Here is a 14,658-nt window from a genome sequence, read left to right as displayed (position 1 = left end):
GTCAGCGGTCGTACTCGCCTGCCGCTTCCGGCTGGTACTCGACGGCCAGCAGGGTCAGCTTGAGCTGCTTGCCGCCGGGCGCCGGCCAGTCGATGTGCTGACCGACCGACAGGCCGAGCAGCGCACTGCCCACCGGCGCAAGAATGCTCACCGTCCCCTCGCCCCCGGCGTCCTGCGGGTAGACCAGGGTCAGGTGATAGTCCTTACCGCTGCTCTCTTCACGGCAGTGCACGCGCGAATTCATGGTCACCAGGCCGGCGGGCACCTCGTCGAGGCCCACCACCTCGGCGCGATCCAGCTCGGCCTGCAGCGCGGCCGCGCCGGGGCCGAACTCATCCAGACTGTCGAGCAGACGCTCCAGACGCTGCAGATCGAGACGGGTAATGGTGATGGCAGGTGCATTGTTCATGATGCCGGGCGGACTCCTTGCGTGAGGCTCAAAAAACAAAACCCCGCCCGAAGGCGGGGTTCAGCTGAATGTTGCTCCGACCCTAACACAGCCGGACAAATAAACAAGACCGCTCGGTCAGGGGGGCGACCGGCGCTGACGCAGACGCTGTTCGGCCGCCGCGGCGATCTGCCGGCGCCGTGCGTTGTCGGCCGCGCCCCAATCGAGAATCTCCTGCAGGGTGCGGCCGCAGCCCAGGCACTGGTCGTGCTCGTCCAGGCAACACTGGCGGCGGCACGGCGACTCCAGCGGCCTGTCGGCAGAATCAGAGCTCATCGAACTCCAGCTCGGCACCGGACTGTTCCAGCGTGATGCGCACCAGCATCTCGCCCAGCTGCTCGTCGCTGCTGTCGCAGATCCAGCGCCCTTCGGCCTCGTCGTAATCGAAGTGGTAGCCCCCCGAGCGCGCCGCCAGCCACAGCTGACGGATCGGCTCCTGGCGGCTGAAAATCAGTTGGCTGCCGTTGTCGAAGCGCACCGTGAGTACGCCGGCGCTGTTCTCCAGATCGACGTCCAGACCGCTGTCGTCAAAGATGTCCTCCACCGCCTGCTGGGTGGCATCGACCAGATCGTGGAAGCGGGCTTCGCTCAGGCTCATCGGGTTGTCCTCACAAGGTGCAGCGACTGCAGAAAAATTAGGCGAAAACGCCAGACCGGACTAACCAGCCTAGCCAAGAAGGTGGCGACGGTACTCGCCCGGGCTCCCTCCCGTCCAGCGACGAAACGCCCGCGCCAGCGAACCTGGCTCGCTGAAACCGACCAGAAAGGCGATTTCGGCCAGCTCCAGCGCCGGGTCGCGCAGGTAGTGCAGCACCAGTTGCTGGCGGGTTTCGTCCACCAGCTGGCTGAACGACAGCCCCGCCTCGCGCAGACGCCGCTGCAGGGTACGTGGGCTTAGCGCCAGGGCGCTGGCGATCGTCTCCAGATCCGGTCCCCGCTCGGGCAGTTGTCGCGCCAGCTCCAGGCGCGCCCGGTCGAGCACGCTGTGGCCCTGGTTCAGCTCGGCGAGCAGGCGTTCGGCATAGGCGTCGAGCATGCGACGCACCTGGGCATCGGCCTGCCCCAGCGGCGCGGCCAGCAGACGCTTGGGAAACACCAGGGCGTTGTCAGCCTGATCGAACAGCACCGGACAGCGAAAGATCCGCGCGTGCTCGGAGGTATCGGCCGGCGCCGAATGCTGAAAACGCACTTCGGTCGGTGCGATGTCCAGCCCGCTGATCCAGCGCCCGAAGCTGACCCAGCCGGCCAGCGTCTCCTCGCTCAGCTGGCGCTGCTGCTGCGCCAGCAAGGGTTGCCAGGTGTGCGCCACCTGCGCCTCGCACCCCGGGCGCGGCGGTTCGTCGTCGAGCCCGACCAGGCCCAGATTGCCCACCAGCGAGGCATAGCGCGCCTGCCGGTGCAGTGCGTCGGCCAGCGTCGCGCAACTCATGATCAGGTAGCCGAGCACGCCGTAGTAGCCAGGGCGCACCGACTCGCCCAGATGCAGCCCGAGACAGTCGTCCGCGCTGTAGCGCACCGCTTCGCCGAGCAGCGTCAGGTAGGCGCTGGCGGCGATACGCTGGTCACGCTGGGTCAGCACGTCCGGGGTCAGCTGGGCGTGGGCGAGCAGCGCCGCAGGGGCTACGCCCTGGCGCTGCAGGTGATCGACCAGGCCCTGCAGGTAAGCCACCGAGACCGAACCGGCCAGCGTCGTGGGATTTTCCATCGAGCCTCCTGGGTGTTGGCGAAATGCTAACCCAAGCCGGCGCAAATGCCGCGCGAGGTCGCGTCAGGCCAAGGCGCCAATTGGGCCAGCGCCCCGCCGGGCGGGCGCCGGGCGCATAGGCAAGGTGACGGGGGGTCGGTATACTCGGGCGCAATTCACGCTTATTCAAGGACCGTCCCATGAAGCGACTGACCCTCGCGCTCCTCGCCGCCGTCTGCCTGCTGGCCGGCTGCGGTCAGAAAGGCCCGCTGTATCTGCCGGGCGACGAAAACGCCGGTAACAGCCGAGACCGTTTCGAACTCTGAAGGAGCACCCCATGGAAGCCTTTACCTACCGCGACGGCGAGCTGTTCGCGGAAGGTGTCGCCTTGTCCGCGCTGGCCCAGCGCTTCGGCACACCCACCTACGTCTACTCGCGCGCCCATATCGAGGCGCAGTACCGCGCCTATGCCGATGCCCTGTCCGGCATGCCGCATCTGGTCTGCTTCGCGGTCAAGGCCAACTCCAACCTTGGCGTGCTGAACGTCCTGGCCCGCCTCGGCGCCGGCTTCGACATCGTCTCCAGCGGTGAGCTGGAGCGCGTGCTGGCCGCCGGTGGCGAGCCGAGCCGCATCGTCTTCTCCGGCGTCGGCAAGAGCCGCGACGACATGCGCCGCGCCCTCGAAGTGGGCGTGCACTGCTTCAACGTCGAGTCCAGCGTCGAGCTGGAGCGCCTGCAGAAGGTTGCCGCCGAACTGGGTCTGAAGGCGCCGGTGTCGCTGCGGGTCAACCCGGACGTGGACGCCGGCACCCACCCGTACATTTCCACCGGCCTCAAGGAAAACAAGTTCGGCATCGACATCGAGCAGGCCGAGGCGGTCTACGCCCGCGCCGCCGAGCTGCCGAACCTGGAGGTGGTCGGCGTCGACTGCCATATCGGCTCGCAGCTGACCACCCTCGAACCCTTCCTCGATGCCCTGGACCGCCTGCTGCTGCTGGTCGACCGGCTGGCCGCCCGCGGCATCCACATCAGGCACCTGGACCTGGGCGGCGGCCTCGGCGTGCAGTATCGCGACGAACAGCCGCCGCTGGCCGGCGATTACATCGCCGCCGTGCGCAAACGCCTGGCAGGCCGCGATCTGGCCCTGGTGTTCGAACCGGGCCGCTTCATCGTGGCCAATGCCGGCGTGCTGCTGACCCAGGTGGAATACCTCAAGCACACCGAGCACAAGGACTTCGCCATCATCGATGCGGCGATGAACGACCTGATCCGCCCGGCCTTGTACCAGGCCTGGATGGACGTTTCGCCGGTGCAGCCGCGTGACGGCGAAGCGCGCCACTACGACCTGGTCGGGCCGATCTGCGAGACCGGCGACTTCCTGGCCAAGGACCGCCAGCTGGTGCTGGAAGAAGGCGACCTGCTGGCCGTGCGTTCGGCCGGCGCCTACGGTTTCGTCATGAGCTCCAACTACAACACCCGCGGCCGCGCCGCCGAGGTGCTGGTGGACGGCGAACAGGCTTATGAAGTGCGTCGCCGCGAGACCGTCCAAGAGCTCTACGCCGGCGAAAGCCTGCTGCCGGCCTGAGGGCGACGCCATGCTATTGCGCTTTACCAAGATGCACGGCCTGGGCAATGACTTCATGGTCCTCGACCTGATCAGTCAGCATGCCCACGTGCAACCCAAACATGCCAAGCAGTGGGGCGACCGTCACACCGGCGTCGGCTTCGATCAGTTGCTGATCGTCGAACCGCCGAGCCACCCGGACGTCGACTTCCGCTACCGCATCTTCAACTCCGACGGCTCCGAGGTGGAGCAGTGCGGCAACGGCGCGCGCTGCTTCGCCCGCTTCGTGCTGGACAAGCGCCTGACCACCAAGAAGACCATTCGCGTCGAGACCAAGAGCGGCGTGATCGAACTGCGCGTGCAGAACGACGGCCAGGTCTGCGTCAACATGGGCGCACCGCGTCTGGAGCCGGCGCAGGTGCCGTTCCAGGCCGAGCAGGCGGCGCTGACCTATCGCGTCGACGTCGAAGGTCAGAGCGTCGAGCTGGCTGCGCTGTCGATGGGCAACCCGCATGCCGTGCTGCGCGTCGACAACGTCGACAGCGCCCCGGTGCACACCCTCGGACCGAAGCTGGAACATCACCCGCGCTTTCCGCAGCGGGTCAACGTCGGCTTCCTGCAGGTGCTGGACCGCAAGCATGCGCGCCTGCGCGTGTGGGAGCGCGGCGCCGGCGAAACCCAGGCCTGCGGCACCGGCGCCTGCGCCGCCGCGGTCGCGGCGATTCGCCAGGGCTGGATGGATTCGCCCGTGCAACTGGAACTGCCAGGCGGCAAACTGTCCATCGAATGGGCAGGCGAAGGTCAGCCGGTTATGATGACCGGGCCCGCTGCCCGCGTATACGAAGGACAGGTTCGCCTATGACCGACCAGCAGGATTCGCCCAAACCGCTCGATTCGGAAACCGTCGCGGCCTATCTGCGCCTGCATCCGGAATTCTTCATCGACCATGAGGAGCTGATTCCGGAACTGCGTATTCCGCACCAGCCCGGCAATGCCGTGTCGCTGGTCGAACGCCAGGTCAAGCTGCTGCGCGAACGCAACATCGAGATGCGCCACCGCCTCGGCCAGCTGATGGACGTGGCCCGCGACAACGACCGTCTGTTCGACAAGACCCGTCGCCTGGTGCTCGACCTGCTCGATGCCGGCAGCCTGGAAGAGGTGGTCGGCGCAGTGGAGGACAGCCTGCGTCGCGAGTTTCAGGTGCCTTTCGTCGGCCTGATCCTGTTCAGCGACAGCAAGCTGCCGGTGGGCCGCTCGGTTAGTTCGGCCGAAGCCCACCAGCAGATCGGCGGCCTGCTCAGCGGCGGCAAGACCATCTGCGGCGTGCTGCGTCCGCACGAGCTGGAATTCCTCTTCGGCAAGGACGAGGCCGCCCAGGTCGGCTCCGCTGCCGTGGTCAGCCTCAGTCACCAGGGCCTGCATGGCGTGCTGGCCATCGGCAGCGCCGACCCGCAGCATTACAAGAGCTCGCTGGGCACCCTGTTCCTCGGCTATATCGCCGAAGTGCTGGCGCGCGTGGTGCCGAGTTTTTCCACACCGCTGCGCTCGGTACGCTAGATCGTGTAGGGTGGATGGCGCACAGCTCATCCACCATCGGTCCGTTCGGAACCCGGCACGTGACACTTGAAGCCCATCTCGACGCCTACCTTGAACACCTGCGCCGCGAGCGCCAGGTGTCGGTGCATACCCTCGACGGCTACCACCGTGATCTCGGCAAGCTGCTGGCCTTCTGCGAAGCGGAAGGCCTGAGCGACTGGGCCGCGCTGGATACCCGCAGCCTGCGCCGCCTGATCGCCCGCCTGCATGCCCAGGGCCTGGCCAGCCGCAGCCTCGCACGCCTGCTCTCGGCCACCCGCGGCCTGTACCAATACCTGCTGCGCGAGGGCCTGTGCCGCCACGACCCGGCCGCCGGCCTGAGCCCGCCGAAACGCGAACGCCGCCTGCCGCGCACGCTGGACGCCGACCGCAGTGCGCAGCTGCTCGACGGTGCGGTGGAGGACGACTTCATCGCCCGCCGCGATCAGGCCATGCTCGAGCTGTTCTATTCCTCCGGCCTGCGCCTGTCGGAGCTGGTCGGCCTCGATCTCGATGGTCTCGACCTGCCGGCCGGCCTGGTGCGCGTGCGCGGCAAGGGCAACAAGACGCGCGAGCTGCCGGTCGGCAGCATGGCGCGCCAGGCCCTGGAGCAGTGGCTGCCGCTGCGCAAGCTGGCAGGCCCCAGCGATGGCGCCGTGTTCATCAGCCAGCAGGGACGCCGCCTGGGGCCGCGCGCGGTGCAGCTGCGCGTGCGCCAGGCCGGCGTACGCGAGCTGGGCCAGCACCTGCATCCGCACATGCTGCGCCACAGCTTCGCCAGTCATATGCTGGAATCCTCACAGGACCTGCGCGCGGTGCAGGAGCTGCTCGGCCACGCCGACATCGCCACCACGCAGATCTACACCCACCTGGACTTCCAGCACCTGGCCACTGTCTATGATCAGGCCCATCCGCGCGCCAAGCGCAAAGGCGGTTCCGAATGAGCATTGAACTGATCACCTTCGACCTCGACGACACCCTGTGGGACGTCACGCCGGTGATGCAGGACGCCGAGGCGGCCCTGCGCAACTGGCTGGCCCTGCATGCGCCGCGCCTGGGCGCGGTGCCGGTCGAGCACCTGTGGACGGTACGCAGCCGCCTGCTCAACGCGGAGCCCATGCTCAAGCACCGCCTGAGCGAGCTGCGCCGGCGCATTCTGTTTCATGCCCTGGAAGAGGCGGGTTATCCGCACGGTGAGGCACAGGCACTGGCCGAAGCCGGCTTTCAGGTGTTTCTCAACGCCCGCCATCAGGTCGAGCTATTCGCCGAAGTGCACCCGACGCTGGAAGCCCTGGCCGAGCGCTTCATGCTCGGGGTGATCACCAACGGCAATGCCGATGTGCGCCGCCTGGGACTATCGGAGTATTTCCGCTTCGCCCTGTGCGCCGAAGAGCTGGGCATCGGCAAACCCGATCCGAAACCCTTCCGCGAAGCCCTCAGCCGCGCAGGCGGCGTGGCCGCCGAACGCGCCGTGCATATCGGCGATCACCCCAGCGACGATATCGCCGGTGCCCAGGCGGCCGGCATGCGGGCGATCTGGTTCAACCCGCAAGGGCGCATCTGGGAAGGCGAAACCACGCCGGATGCGCAGATCGCCAGCCTGGCCGAGCTGCCGGCGCTGCTGGGCAGCTGGACACGCTGACTCCCGTAGGGTGCGCCGTGCGCACCGCCTGATAGACAAACAAGACCGGTGCGCACGGCGCACCCTACGCGACCCCGCACCACTGAACACAAAAAACCCGCCACAGGGGCGGGTTTCTTGTGGCGTGCCGTCCTCAGATGGGGCGGCTGCCGTATTTGCTGTCGGGCTTCTTGGGTGGGTCGGCGACCACGTTGGGCTCCACCTCCTGCACCTTGCCGCCACGGGCGAGGAACTCCTCCATCGCTCGAGCCAGGGCATCGCGCTCCTTCTGCTTGGCCTCGATGCTGGGCATCTCGTCGACTTCGACGGCCTTGGCCTTGCTCTTCTTGCCGCTGGCTACGATCTCGCCATCGCCGTCGTCGTCGCCACTGTCACCGTCGTCGGCGGCAGCCAGCTCCTCACCGTCGTCCTCGTCAGCCCCTTCCAGATCGTCTTGTTCCAGGTCTTCGTCGCTCATGTTCAACCTCATGACTTGCGAAAAGCAGGTTAGTTATAGCCCAGCCGTGCAGCCTTCACTGCCCGGCCGGAAAAAATTCAAATAGCCTCCCCGTACAGGGTCGCCACCACTCGCCGACTACCGCCATGATCGCGGTGCTCGCCCAGGTAGATGCCCTGCCAGGTGCCCAACGCCAAGCGTCCATCCTGTATCGGCAGCTGCAGCGCACAGCCCAGCAGACTGCTCTTGAAGTGCGCGGGCAGATCGTCCGGCCCTTCGTAATCGTGTTCGTAGCCCGCCTCACCCTGCGGTACCAGGCGGTTGAAGAAGCGTTCGAAATCGCGACGCACCGCAGGGTCGGCATTCTCGTTGACGCTCAAGGACGCCGAGGTGTGCTGCAGCCACAGATGCAACAGACCGACACGCACTTGCGACAGTTCCGGCAATAATTCCAGCACTTCCTCGGTCACCAGATGGAAACCTCGCTCACGCGGACGCAGACTGATAATGCGTTGCTGCCACATCCCAGGTTCACTCCCGTTGGCTCCAGCGCGCGCATTCTAGCGCGGCGCCGGAAAAAACAAAGGGCGCCCGAAGGCGCCCTTTGTGATTTACCGGCGTGTCACTTGTTGGTGAATTCCGGGTAGGCCTCCATACCGCACTCGGCGATATCCACACCCTCGTATTCTTCCTCTTCGCTGACGCGCAGGCCGATCACCGCCTTGATGATGCTCCAGACGATCAGGCTGGCGACGAAGACCCAGGCGAAGATGCTGGCGATGCCCAGCAGCTGAGCGCCCAGCGTGGCGTCGCTGTTGGTCAGGCAGACCGCCAGCAGACCCCAGACGCCGACCACGCCGTGTACGGAGATGGCGCCGACCGGATCGTCGATCTTGACCTTGTCCAGACCGAGGATGGAGAACACCACCAGCGCGCCACCGACGCCGCCGATCAGGGTGGCCTGCAGGGCGCTCGGGGTCAGAGGTTCAGCGGTGATGGCCACCAGGCCGGCCAGAGCACCGTTGAGGGCCATGGTCAGGTCGGCCTTGCCGAACAGGATGCGTGCCACGATCAGTGCGGCGATCAGGCCACCGGCGGCGGCCATGTTGGTGTTGACGAACACCTGAGCCACGGCGTTGGCATCCTCGATGGTGCTCATCTTCAGCTGCGAGCCGCCATTGAAGCCGAACCAGCCCATCCACAGGATGAAGGTACCCAGGGTCGCCAGCGGCAGGTTGCAGCCAGGAATGGCGTTGACCTGACCGTTCGAGCCGTACTTGCCCTTGCGTGCACCGAGCAGCAGGACACCGGCCAGCGCAGCGGAAGCACCGGCCATGTGCACCACGCCGGAACCGGCGAAGTCGAGGAAGCCGGCTTCGTTGAGGAAGCCCGAACCCCATTTCCAGAAGCCCTGAACCGGGTAGATGAAGCCGGTCATGACCACGGCGAAGGCGAGGAAGGCCCACAGCTTCATGCGCTCGGCAACGGCGCCGGAAACGATCGACATGCAGGTCGCGGCGAATACCACCTGGAAGAAGAAGTCCGAACGGGTCGAGTAGTAGGGGGCGTCGTCGCCACCGGCCAGAACGGCCTCGGCCGTGTTCTCGTCACCGATCAGGAAGCCCAGGCTCGGCAGGATGCCGCCTTCCGGGCTGGAATACATGATGTGGTAGCCGATCACCAGGTACATGACGCTGGCCACGGCGTACAGCGCGACGTTCTTGGTCAGGATCTCGGTGGTGTTCTTGGCGCGCACCAGGCCGGATTCGAGCATGGCAAAACCCGCCGCCATCCACATCACCAGGGCACCACAGATCAGAAAGTAGAAGGTATCGAAGCCGTACTGCAATGCAGTCAATGCTGTGTTATCCATTTTTCACCTCTTGCCGGCGCTTTTGTTGTGCGCTATTCGGTTGAAACGTCCAGGTTGGCGCCGGACGCGTTCCGCATGCTTTACAGGTAGTTGTCACGCTCGATCTGGATCGCTGAACCCCTTGCGCCGCAAGGCGACCAGGCGTTCCCATCATGGAGCGCGAGACCTGAGAGGGTCTGGCACAGCAGAGCGGCGACGGCATCGCCAGCTCCGGCATCCGCCCTCGAACACAGCGCATGGCCGGAATTCGAGGACAAAAGGGCTCCTAGCCCTGCGAAAGTTCGCAGAGTCATGGGTTTTACTCCTGGGGCTTGGGGTTCGGAGGCGGCTTAGATCGCGTCGGTATCGGTTTCGCCGGTACGGATGCGAATCGCCTGTTCCAGGTTGACCACGAAGATCTTGCCGTCACCGATCTTGCCGGTGTTGGCCGCCTTGGTGATGGCCTCGATCACGCGATCCAGCTGGTCGTCAGCGATGGCCACGTCGATCTTCACCTTGGGCAGGAAGTCGACCACGTACTCGGCGCCGCGATACAGCTCGGTGTGGCCTTTCTGGCGGCCGAAGCCCTTGACCTCGGTGACGGTAATGCCCTGCACGCCGATCTCCGACAGCGACTCGCGCACGTCGTCCAGCTTGAACGGCTTGATGATGGCAGTGACTAGCTTCATGAAACTCTCTCCCGTGTAAGGTGGACTTGCCCCAGGAATTACGAACCCGGCTCAAGTCTAAGCGCAGTGTCTGGCTTTTGTAATGCACCGGCCGCCCCAGCCTGGCGTGGCCGATACCCACCAACCGCTCCCGACGAAACACTCCCCCGCTTCGCCTGCCGCACCGGAACTGCATCGGTGCATGCGTCGCTGGGCTCCAAGCAGAAAGCTTGCCAGCTCCCGTAAAAGTGCCGCGTATCAAGCTTTTAACGGCAAACCGCGGCATCGGGCTCAGGCTGGAGGCAAGTCATACGCACAAATTTGGTGCGTCGCCCGTCTTGGCGATGCTCAAAAATTGTGCAGCTCGCCCCGGAACGTCTCATGTACAGCTGCGTGCTACACTGCCGGCCGTCTGTACTCGGAACCCGACCATGCTGCCGCCCAAAGCCCTGCTCGACACCCTCAGTAGCCACGCCTCGCGCCTGTTCAGCGGCGACAGCCCGCTGCCGCGCGCCGAACTGGAGGCTCAGTTCAAAGCGCTGCTGCAAAGCGGCTTCAGCAAGCTGGAGCTGGTCAGCCGTGAAGAATTCGACAGCCAGATGGTGGTCCTGGCCCGAACCCGCGCCCGCCTCGAAGCGCTGGAAGCCAAGGTTGCCGAACTGGAAGCCAAGCTGAACCCACCCACCGACTGATCCAACAGGAGGTGGGACCGATCAAGGAGCGATCATGTCCCTGGCCATCGTTCACAGCCGCGCCCAGGTCGGCGTCGAAGCCCCGGCCGTTACCGTCGAAGCGCACCTGGCCAACGGCCTGCCGGCACTGACCCTAGTCGGCCTGCCGGAAACCGCGGTCAAGGAAAGCAAGGACCGCGTGCGCAGCGCCATCCTCAACGCCGCCTTCGAATTCCCCAATCGACGCATCACCCTCAACCTGGCCCCGGCGGATCTGCCGAAGGACGGCGGTCGCTTCGATCTGGCGATCGCCCTGGGGATTCTTGCCGCCAGCGGCCAGGTGCCGGCAGCCAGCCTCGATGAATACGAATGCCTGGGCGAACTGGCGCTGTCCGGCGCCGTGCGTCCGGTACAGGGCGTACTGCCGGCTGCACTGGCCACGCGCGCGGCCGGCCGCACTCTCTTGGTGCCGGCGGCCAATGCCGAGGAAGCCAGCCTGGCCTCGGGCCTGAAGGTGATCGCCGTCGATCACCTGCTGCAGATCGCCGCGCACCTCAACGGCAGCGCCCCGCTCGCGCCCTATCAGGCGCAGGGGCTGCTACGCCAGAGCCTGCCATACCCGGACCTCGCGGAAGTCCAGGGCCAGCTGGCGGCCAAGCGCGCCCTGCTGGTCGCCGCTGCCGGCTCGCACAACCTGCTGCTCAGCGGCCCACCCGGCACCGGCAAGACGCTGCTGGCCAGCCGCCTGCCCGGCCTGCTGCCGCCGCTGGACGAAAGCGAGGCACTGCAGGTCGCCGCGATCCATTCGGTGGCCAGCCATACGCCTTTGCAGCACTGGCCGCAGCGCCCCTTTCGCACACCGCACCATAGCGCCTCGGGGCCGGCCCTGGTCGGCGGCGGCAGTCGCCCGCAGCCCGGCGAAATCACCCTGGCGCATCAGGGGGTGCTGTTCCTCGACGAGTTGCCCGAGTTCGACAGGAAGGTTCTGGAGGTGCTGCGCGAACCCTTGGAGAGCGGCCATATCGTCATCGCCCGGGCCCGCGACAAGGTACGCTTTCCCGCGCGCTTTCAACTGGTGGCGGCGATGAACCCCTGCCCCTGCGGCTACCTGGGCGATGCGAGCAACCGCTGCCGCTGCACCCCGGAGCAGATCCAGCGCTACCGCGCCAAGCTGTCCGGACCGCTGCTCGACCGCATCGACCTGCACCTGACCGTGGCGCGCGAAAGCACGGCGCTGGAGGTGCCGGCGCAGGATGGCGAAAGCACCGCGGAGGCGGCGGCCAAGGTGGCGCGGGCGCGCGAGTTGCAGTTGCAGCGCCAGGGCGTGGCCAACGCCTTTCTCGACCTGCCGGGGCTGCGCCAGCACTGCGCCCTGAGCGAGACGGATCGTCACTGGCTGGAAAATGCCTGCGAACGCCTCGGCCTGTCGCTGCGCGCCGCGCACCGGGTGCTCAAGGTGGCGCGCACCCTGGCCGACCTGGCCGACGAGCGGCAGATCGCACGCACGCATCTGGCCGAGGCGCTGCAGTACCGACCGGGGATGGGATGAGAGCTTGCCGGTGCGCACGGCGCACCCTACGGTTCCGAGCGCGGCCCATCCCGTAGGGTGGCCGTGCGCACCAGGGACCGACTAGGCCGCAGCCGTTACAGCCGCTCCACCTCCGGCAAACGCATCGCCGCCACCTCCGCCAGCAGGTAGTCGCGCAGCCGTTGCAGGCGCGCCTGGGCGCGGTGCGTCCTGGGCCATACCAGGTAGTAGCTGGCCCCGCTGAACACCGCCTGACGCCAGGGCAGGCCGAGCCGGCCGGCATTGACGTCCTCCGCCACCATCAGCAGATCGCCGATGGACACGCCATAGCCGCGCGCCGCCGCGACTATGCCCAGCTCGAGCATGTCGAACAGCTGACCGGTCTTCAGCGGTATGCGCTCGCCCAGGCCGGTGACCTGCAACCAGCGCCGCCAGTCGCGGCGATCCGGGGTCGGGTGCAGTTGCTCAGCCGCCTGCAGACGCGCCAACGACCAGGGGCCGGCTTCGGTGTCCGCGGCCGCGCACACCGGGGTCAGCCATTCCTCGAACAGCAGCACGCTTTCCCATTCATCCGGAAACTGGCCATCGGACAGCAGCACCGCGCAGTCGAAGGGCTCGTGGCGAAAGTCCACCTTGTCGACATCCATCCAGGCGCTGGTCAGCTGCACCTCGCTGTCGGGGTTGGCCAGGCGAAAGTGCGACAGGCGCGCCAGCAGCCAGCGCATGGTCAGGGTCGAGGGCGCCTTCAGACGCAGCACCTGATCATCGACGCGCAGCGCCGCACTGGCACGCTCCAGGGCATCGAAGCCCTCGCTCAGCCCCGGCAGCAGCGCACGCGCAGGGTCGGTCAGTTGCAGAACGCGGCCACGTCGCTCGAACAGGCGGCAGCCGAAGTAGTCCTCCAGCGTGCGGATATGCCGGCTCACCGCACTCTGGGTGATGGCCAGCTCTTCGGCGGCGCGGGTGAAGGACGCGTGGCGGGCCGCGGCCTCGAAGGCGCGCAGCGCATACAGCGGTGGCAGGCGACGATTCATGGCATCCATCCATGAGTTTTAGTCATGCCTCGCATGGCTTTTTTCCTTTTGTGAGCATCCGACTAAAACCACAGAATAGCTGTCATCACGCATTCCCCGACAGTCCGGGGCTGCTTATCCTGCCGAAGTTTTACTCATCATGAAGAATTCTCTTGGTCACGAGCTGGGCGCGCTGCTGCGCCTGGCCGGCCCGCTGATCTCCGCCCAGCTGGCCCACGCGCTGATGATCTTCACCGATACGCTGATGATGGCGATGCTCGGCCCCAAGCAGCTGGCTGGCGGCGCGCTGGGCGCCACCTGCTACTTCATCTTCTCGATCTTCTGCACCGGGGTGATCGCCGCCGTGGGCAGCCTGGTCGCCATCCGCCATGGCGCCGGCGATCCGCAAGGGGTCACCCGCCTGCTGCAGAACGGCCTGTGGCTGGCGCTGCTGCTGGGCATGGTCAGCGCGCTGTGCCTCAATGGCCTGGGCCCGCTGCTGCCGCATCTGGGCCAGGCGCCCGATGCCGCGGGTCTGGCCATGGAGTTCCTGCGCCCGCTGTCGCTGGCCCTGCCCGGCTACCTGTGCTTCATGGCCCTGCGCGGTTTCACCAGCGCCATCGGCCATCCCGGCCCGGTGATGGCCATCAGCATCGCCGGCACGGCGGCCAACTTCGTCATCAACTATGCACTGATCAAGGGCTGGTTCGGCCTGCCCAGCCTGGGCCTGGGCCTGGGCGGCATCGGCATGACCACGGCGCTGGTCAGCACCGGCATGGCCCTGGCCTTGGCGCTGTACATCCTGCGTGCGCCGCACTACCGCCTGTACGGCTTGCGCAGCGGCCTGGGCCGCCCGCAGCGCGCGCAGATGCGCTCATTGCTGCGCCTGGGCCTGCCCATCGGCGGCACCTACGCCGCCGAGCAGGGGCTGTTCACCTTTGCCACCCTGTGCATGGGCGCTTTGGGCAGCGTACAGCTGGCGGCGCATCAGATCGCCATGCAGACCGTGGCACTGGCCTTCATCGTGCCGCAGGGCCTGTCCTATGCCGTGACCTTCCGCGTCGGCCTGCACTACGGTGCCGGGCGTCTGCCGCTGTCGCGCCTCAGCGGTCATCTGGGCATGGGTCTGGGCGCGGCGCTGATGCTGCTGTTCGCCCTGCTGTTCTGGCTGCTGCCGGAATGGATCATCGGTTTGTTTCTCGACCGTCACGATCCGGCCTTTGCCGAGATCGTGACCCTGGCGGTCAGCCTGCTGGCGATCGCCGCCTGGTTCGAGCTGTTCGATGGCCTGCAGAGCATCGCCATGGGCGCCATTCGCGGGCTGAACGACGGTCGCACGACCCTGGTGATCGGCCTGGCCGGCTACTGGTGCGTGGGCGCGCCGCTGGCCTGGCTGCTGGCCTTCGCCCTCGGCTGGGGCGCACAGGGCGTCTGGTGGGGGCTGGCGGCCGGCCTGGCGGTGACCGCGAGCGGCCTGGTGCTGGGCTTCCAGTGGAAGACGGCACGCCTGCAGCGGCAGGACAGGGTCGACGGCGAAGTTTGCCTGTCCTGATGGCATGGGCGGTGCGCGCGGCGCA

18 protein-coding genes are annotated in these 14,658 nt (G+C 66.8%); 9 read left to right on the top strand and 9 right to left on the bottom strand.

The features are described from left to right. Nucleotide 1 precedes the first annotated feature (1 nt). The 4 genes from rnk to L1F06_RS01635 form a co-directional block, all read right to left on the bottom strand. Nucleotides 2–409 (bottom strand): nucleoside diphosphate kinase regulator, encoded by a 408-nt coding sequence (gene rnk / locus L1F06_RS01650; RefSeq protein ID WP_003242388.1) that lies wholly within the window; start codon nt 407–409, stop codon nt 2–4. Nucleotides 410–526: 117 nt separating this feature from the next. Then, nucleotides 527–724: a DUF1289 domain-containing protein gene (locus L1F06_RS01645; RefSeq protein WP_129482017.1), complete on the bottom strand. Its 198-nt coding sequence runs from the start codon at nt 722–724 to the stop codon at nt 527–529. Then, nucleotides 714–1,046 carry an iron donor protein CyaY gene (gene cyaY, locus L1F06_RS01640; protein WP_003242383.1) on the bottom strand — a complete coding sequence of 111 codons (333 nt, stop codon included), beginning with the start codon at nt 1,044–1,046 and terminating at the stop codon, nt 714–716. Before cyaY ends, L1F06_RS01645 begins: the two co-directional genes overlap by 11 nt. Nucleotides 1,047–1,115: 69 nt before the next feature. Beyond that, nucleotides 1,116–2,153, bottom strand: coding sequence for an AraC family transcriptional regulator (locus tag L1F06_RS01635; RefSeq protein ID WP_129482018.1), 1,038 nt, complete (start codon nt 2,151–2,153; stop codon nt 1,116–1,118). A gap of 179 nt (nt 2,154–2,332) precedes the next feature. Between L1F06_RS01635 and lptM the strand changes: the two genes are divergently transcribed. Genes lptM through L1F06_RS01605 form a run of 6 tightly spaced genes read left to right on the top strand, consistent with a single transcriptional unit; the run spans nt 2,333 to nt 6,913 of the window. Next, nucleotides 2,333–2,458, top strand: a complete 126-nt coding sequence (gene lptM, locus L1F06_RS01630; RefSeq protein WP_003242379.1) for an LPS translocon maturation chaperone LptM — start codon at nt 2,333–2,335, stop codon at nt 2,456–2,458. An 11-nt stretch (nt 2,459–2,469) separates the two neighbouring features. Beyond that, nucleotides 2,470–3,717, top strand: a complete 1,248-nt coding sequence (gene lysA, locus L1F06_RS01625; RefSeq protein WP_129482019.1) for a diaminopimelate decarboxylase — start codon at nt 2,470–2,472, stop codon at nt 3,715–3,717. Nucleotides 3,718–3,727: 10 nt separating this feature from the next. Further along, nucleotides 3,728–4,558, top strand: a complete 831-nt coding sequence (dapF, locus tag L1F06_RS01620; protein ID WP_011920560.1) for a diaminopimelate epimerase — start codon at nt 3,728–3,730, stop codon at nt 4,556–4,558. Beyond that, entirely contained in the window at nt 4,555–5,253 is a 699-nt protein-coding gene (locus L1F06_RS01615) for a DUF484 family protein (RefSeq protein WP_011920559.1), read from the top strand. The genes dapF and L1F06_RS01615 overlap by 4 nt, the downstream gene beginning before the upstream one ends. A gap of 14 nt (nt 5,254–5,267) precedes the next feature. Beyond that, nucleotides 5,268–6,215 (top strand): tyrosine recombinase XerC, encoded by a 948-nt coding sequence (xerC, locus tag L1F06_RS01610; protein WP_129482020.1) that lies wholly within the window; start codon nt 5,268–5,270, stop codon nt 6,213–6,215. Then, entirely contained in the window at nt 6,212–6,913 is a 702-nt protein-coding gene (locus L1F06_RS01605; RefSeq protein WP_003242368.1) for an HAD family hydrolase, read from the top strand. Before xerC ends, L1F06_RS01605 begins: the two co-directional genes overlap by 4 nt. Nucleotides 6,914–7,046: 133 nt before the next feature. On the opposite strand, the gene sutA is transcribed toward L1F06_RS01605, so the two are convergent. The 4 genes from sutA to glnK all read right to left on the bottom strand — a co-directional run bounded on the left by sutA (nt 7,047) and on the right by glnK (nt 9,890). Continuing rightward, nucleotides 7,047–7,370, bottom strand: coding sequence for a dormancy-specific transcriptional regulator SutA (gene sutA / locus L1F06_RS01600; RefSeq protein ID WP_003242366.1), 324 nt, complete (start codon nt 7,368–7,370; stop codon nt 7,047–7,049). Between the two features lie 77 nt (nt 7,371–7,447). Next, nucleotides 7,448–7,873, bottom strand: coding sequence for a secondary thiamine-phosphate synthase enzyme YjbQ (locus tag L1F06_RS01595; RefSeq protein ID WP_003242364.1), 426 nt, complete (start codon nt 7,871–7,873; stop codon nt 7,448–7,450). Between the two features lie 98 nt (nt 7,874–7,971). After that, nucleotides 7,972–9,222: an ammonium transporter gene (locus tag L1F06_RS01590; RefSeq protein WP_011920556.1), complete on the bottom strand. Its 1,251-nt coding sequence runs from the start codon at nt 9,220–9,222 to the stop codon at nt 7,972–7,974. A 329-nt stretch (nt 9,223–9,551) separates the two neighbouring features. Then, nucleotides 9,552–9,890, bottom strand: a complete 339-nt coding sequence (gene glnK / locus L1F06_RS01585; protein ID WP_003096476.1) for a P-II family nitrogen regulator — start codon at nt 9,888–9,890, stop codon at nt 9,552–9,554. Between the two features lie 410 nt (nt 9,891–10,300). Between glnK and L1F06_RS01580 the strand changes: the two genes are divergently transcribed. Then, a complete protein-coding gene (locus L1F06_RS01580) occupies nt 10,301–10,561 on the top strand; it encodes an accessory factor UbiK family protein (RefSeq protein ID WP_003242360.1) in 261 nt (86 codons plus the stop codon). A 34-nt stretch (nt 10,562–10,595) separates the two neighbouring features. Next, nucleotides 10,596–12,089, top strand: a complete 1,494-nt coding sequence (locus L1F06_RS01575; protein WP_129482021.1) for a YifB family Mg chelatase-like AAA ATPase — start codon at nt 10,596–10,598, stop codon at nt 12,087–12,089. A 95-nt stretch (nt 12,090–12,184) separates the two neighbouring features. Here the strand turns inward: L1F06_RS01575 and L1F06_RS01570 are convergent, their stop codons facing one another. After that, on the bottom strand, nt 12,185–13,102 hold the full coding sequence (locus L1F06_RS01570) for a LysR substrate-binding domain-containing protein (RefSeq protein WP_129482022.1): 918 nt from the start codon (nt 13,100–13,102) through the stop codon (nt 12,185–12,187). A 139-nt stretch (nt 13,103–13,241) separates the two neighbouring features. On the opposite strand from L1F06_RS01570, the gene L1F06_RS01565 reads away from it, so the two are divergent. Continuing rightward, nucleotides 13,242–14,633 carry a NorM family multidrug efflux MATE transporter gene (locus tag L1F06_RS01565; protein ID WP_129482023.1) on the top strand — a complete coding sequence of 464 codons (1,392 nt, stop codon included), beginning with the start codon at nt 13,242–13,244 and terminating at the stop codon, nt 14,631–14,633. Nucleotides 14,634–14,658 lie beyond the last annotated feature (25 nt).

The sequence above is a fragment of the Pseudomonas hydrolytica genome (assembly GCF_021495345.1).
Classification (GTDB): Bacteria; Pseudomonadota; Gammaproteobacteria; order Pseudomonadales; family Pseudomonadaceae; genus Aquipseudomonas; species Aquipseudomonas hydrolytica.
Note: the sequence above shows the minus strand (reverse complement) of the source record. Positions and strands in the feature narration are given on the sequence as shown.

Bases quoted from the DNA above. Each gene is read 5' to 3' on its own strand.
- L1F06_RS01590 (WP_011920556.1), bottom strand. From the start codon at position 9,222: ATGGATAACACAGCATTGACTGCATTGCAGTACGGCTTCGATACCTTC.
- xerC (WP_129482020.1), top strand. From the start codon at position 5,268: ATGGCGCACAGCTCATCCACCATCGGTCCGTTCGGAACCCGGCACGTG.
- L1F06_RS01615 (WP_011920559.1), top strand. From the start codon at position 4,555: ATGACCGACCAGCAGGATTCGCCCAAACCGCTCGATTCGGAAACCGTC.
- glnK (WP_003096476.1), bottom strand. From the start codon at position 9,890: ATGAAGCTAGTCACTGCCATCATCAAGCCGTTCAAGCTGGACGACGTG.
- cyaY (WP_003242383.1), bottom strand. From the start codon at position 1,046: ATGAGCCTGAGCGAAGCCCGCTTCCACGATCTGGTCGATGCCACCCAG.
- lptM (WP_003242379.1), top strand. From the start codon at position 2,333: ATGAAGCGACTGACCCTCGCGCTCCTCGCCGCCGTCTGCCTGCTGGCC.
- rnk (WP_003242388.1), bottom strand. From the start codon at position 409: ATGAACAATGCACCTGCCATCACCATTACCCGTCTCGATCTGCAGCGT.
- L1F06_RS01580 (WP_003242360.1), top strand. From the start codon at position 10,301: ATGCTGCCGCCCAAAGCCCTGCTCGACACCCTCAGTAGCCACGCCTCG.
- L1F06_RS01645 (WP_129482017.1), bottom strand. From the start codon at position 724: ATGAGCTCTGATTCTGCCGACAGGCCGCTGGAGTCGCCGTGCCGCCGC.
- L1F06_RS01595 (WP_003242364.1), bottom strand. From the start codon at position 7,873: ATGTGGCAGCAACGCATTATCAGTCTGCGTCCGCGTGAGCGAGGTTTC.
- dapF (WP_011920560.1), top strand. From the start codon at position 3,728: ATGCTATTGCGCTTTACCAAGATGCACGGCCTGGGCAATGACTTCATG.
- L1F06_RS01575 (WP_129482021.1), top strand. From the start codon at position 10,596: ATGTCCCTGGCCATCGTTCACAGCCGCGCCCAGGTCGGCGTCGAAGCC.
- L1F06_RS01605 (WP_003242368.1), top strand. From the start codon at position 6,212: ATGAGCATTGAACTGATCACCTTCGACCTCGACGACACCCTGTGGGAC.
- L1F06_RS01635 (WP_129482018.1), bottom strand. From the start codon at position 2,153: ATGGAAAATCCCACGACGCTGGCCGGTTCGGTCTCGGTGGCTTACCTG.
- L1F06_RS01565 (WP_129482023.1), top strand. From the start codon at position 13,242: ATGAAGAATTCTCTTGGTCACGAGCTGGGCGCGCTGCTGCGCCTGGCC.
- sutA (WP_003242366.1), bottom strand. From the start codon at position 7,370: ATGAGCGACGAAGACCTGGAACAAGACGATCTGGAAGGGGCTGACGAG.
- lysA (WP_129482019.1), top strand. From the start codon at position 2,470: ATGGAAGCCTTTACCTACCGCGACGGCGAGCTGTTCGCGGAAGGTGTC.
- L1F06_RS01570 (WP_129482022.1), bottom strand. From the start codon at position 13,102: ATGAATCGTCGCCTGCCACCGCTGTATGCGCTGCGCGCCTTCGAGGCC.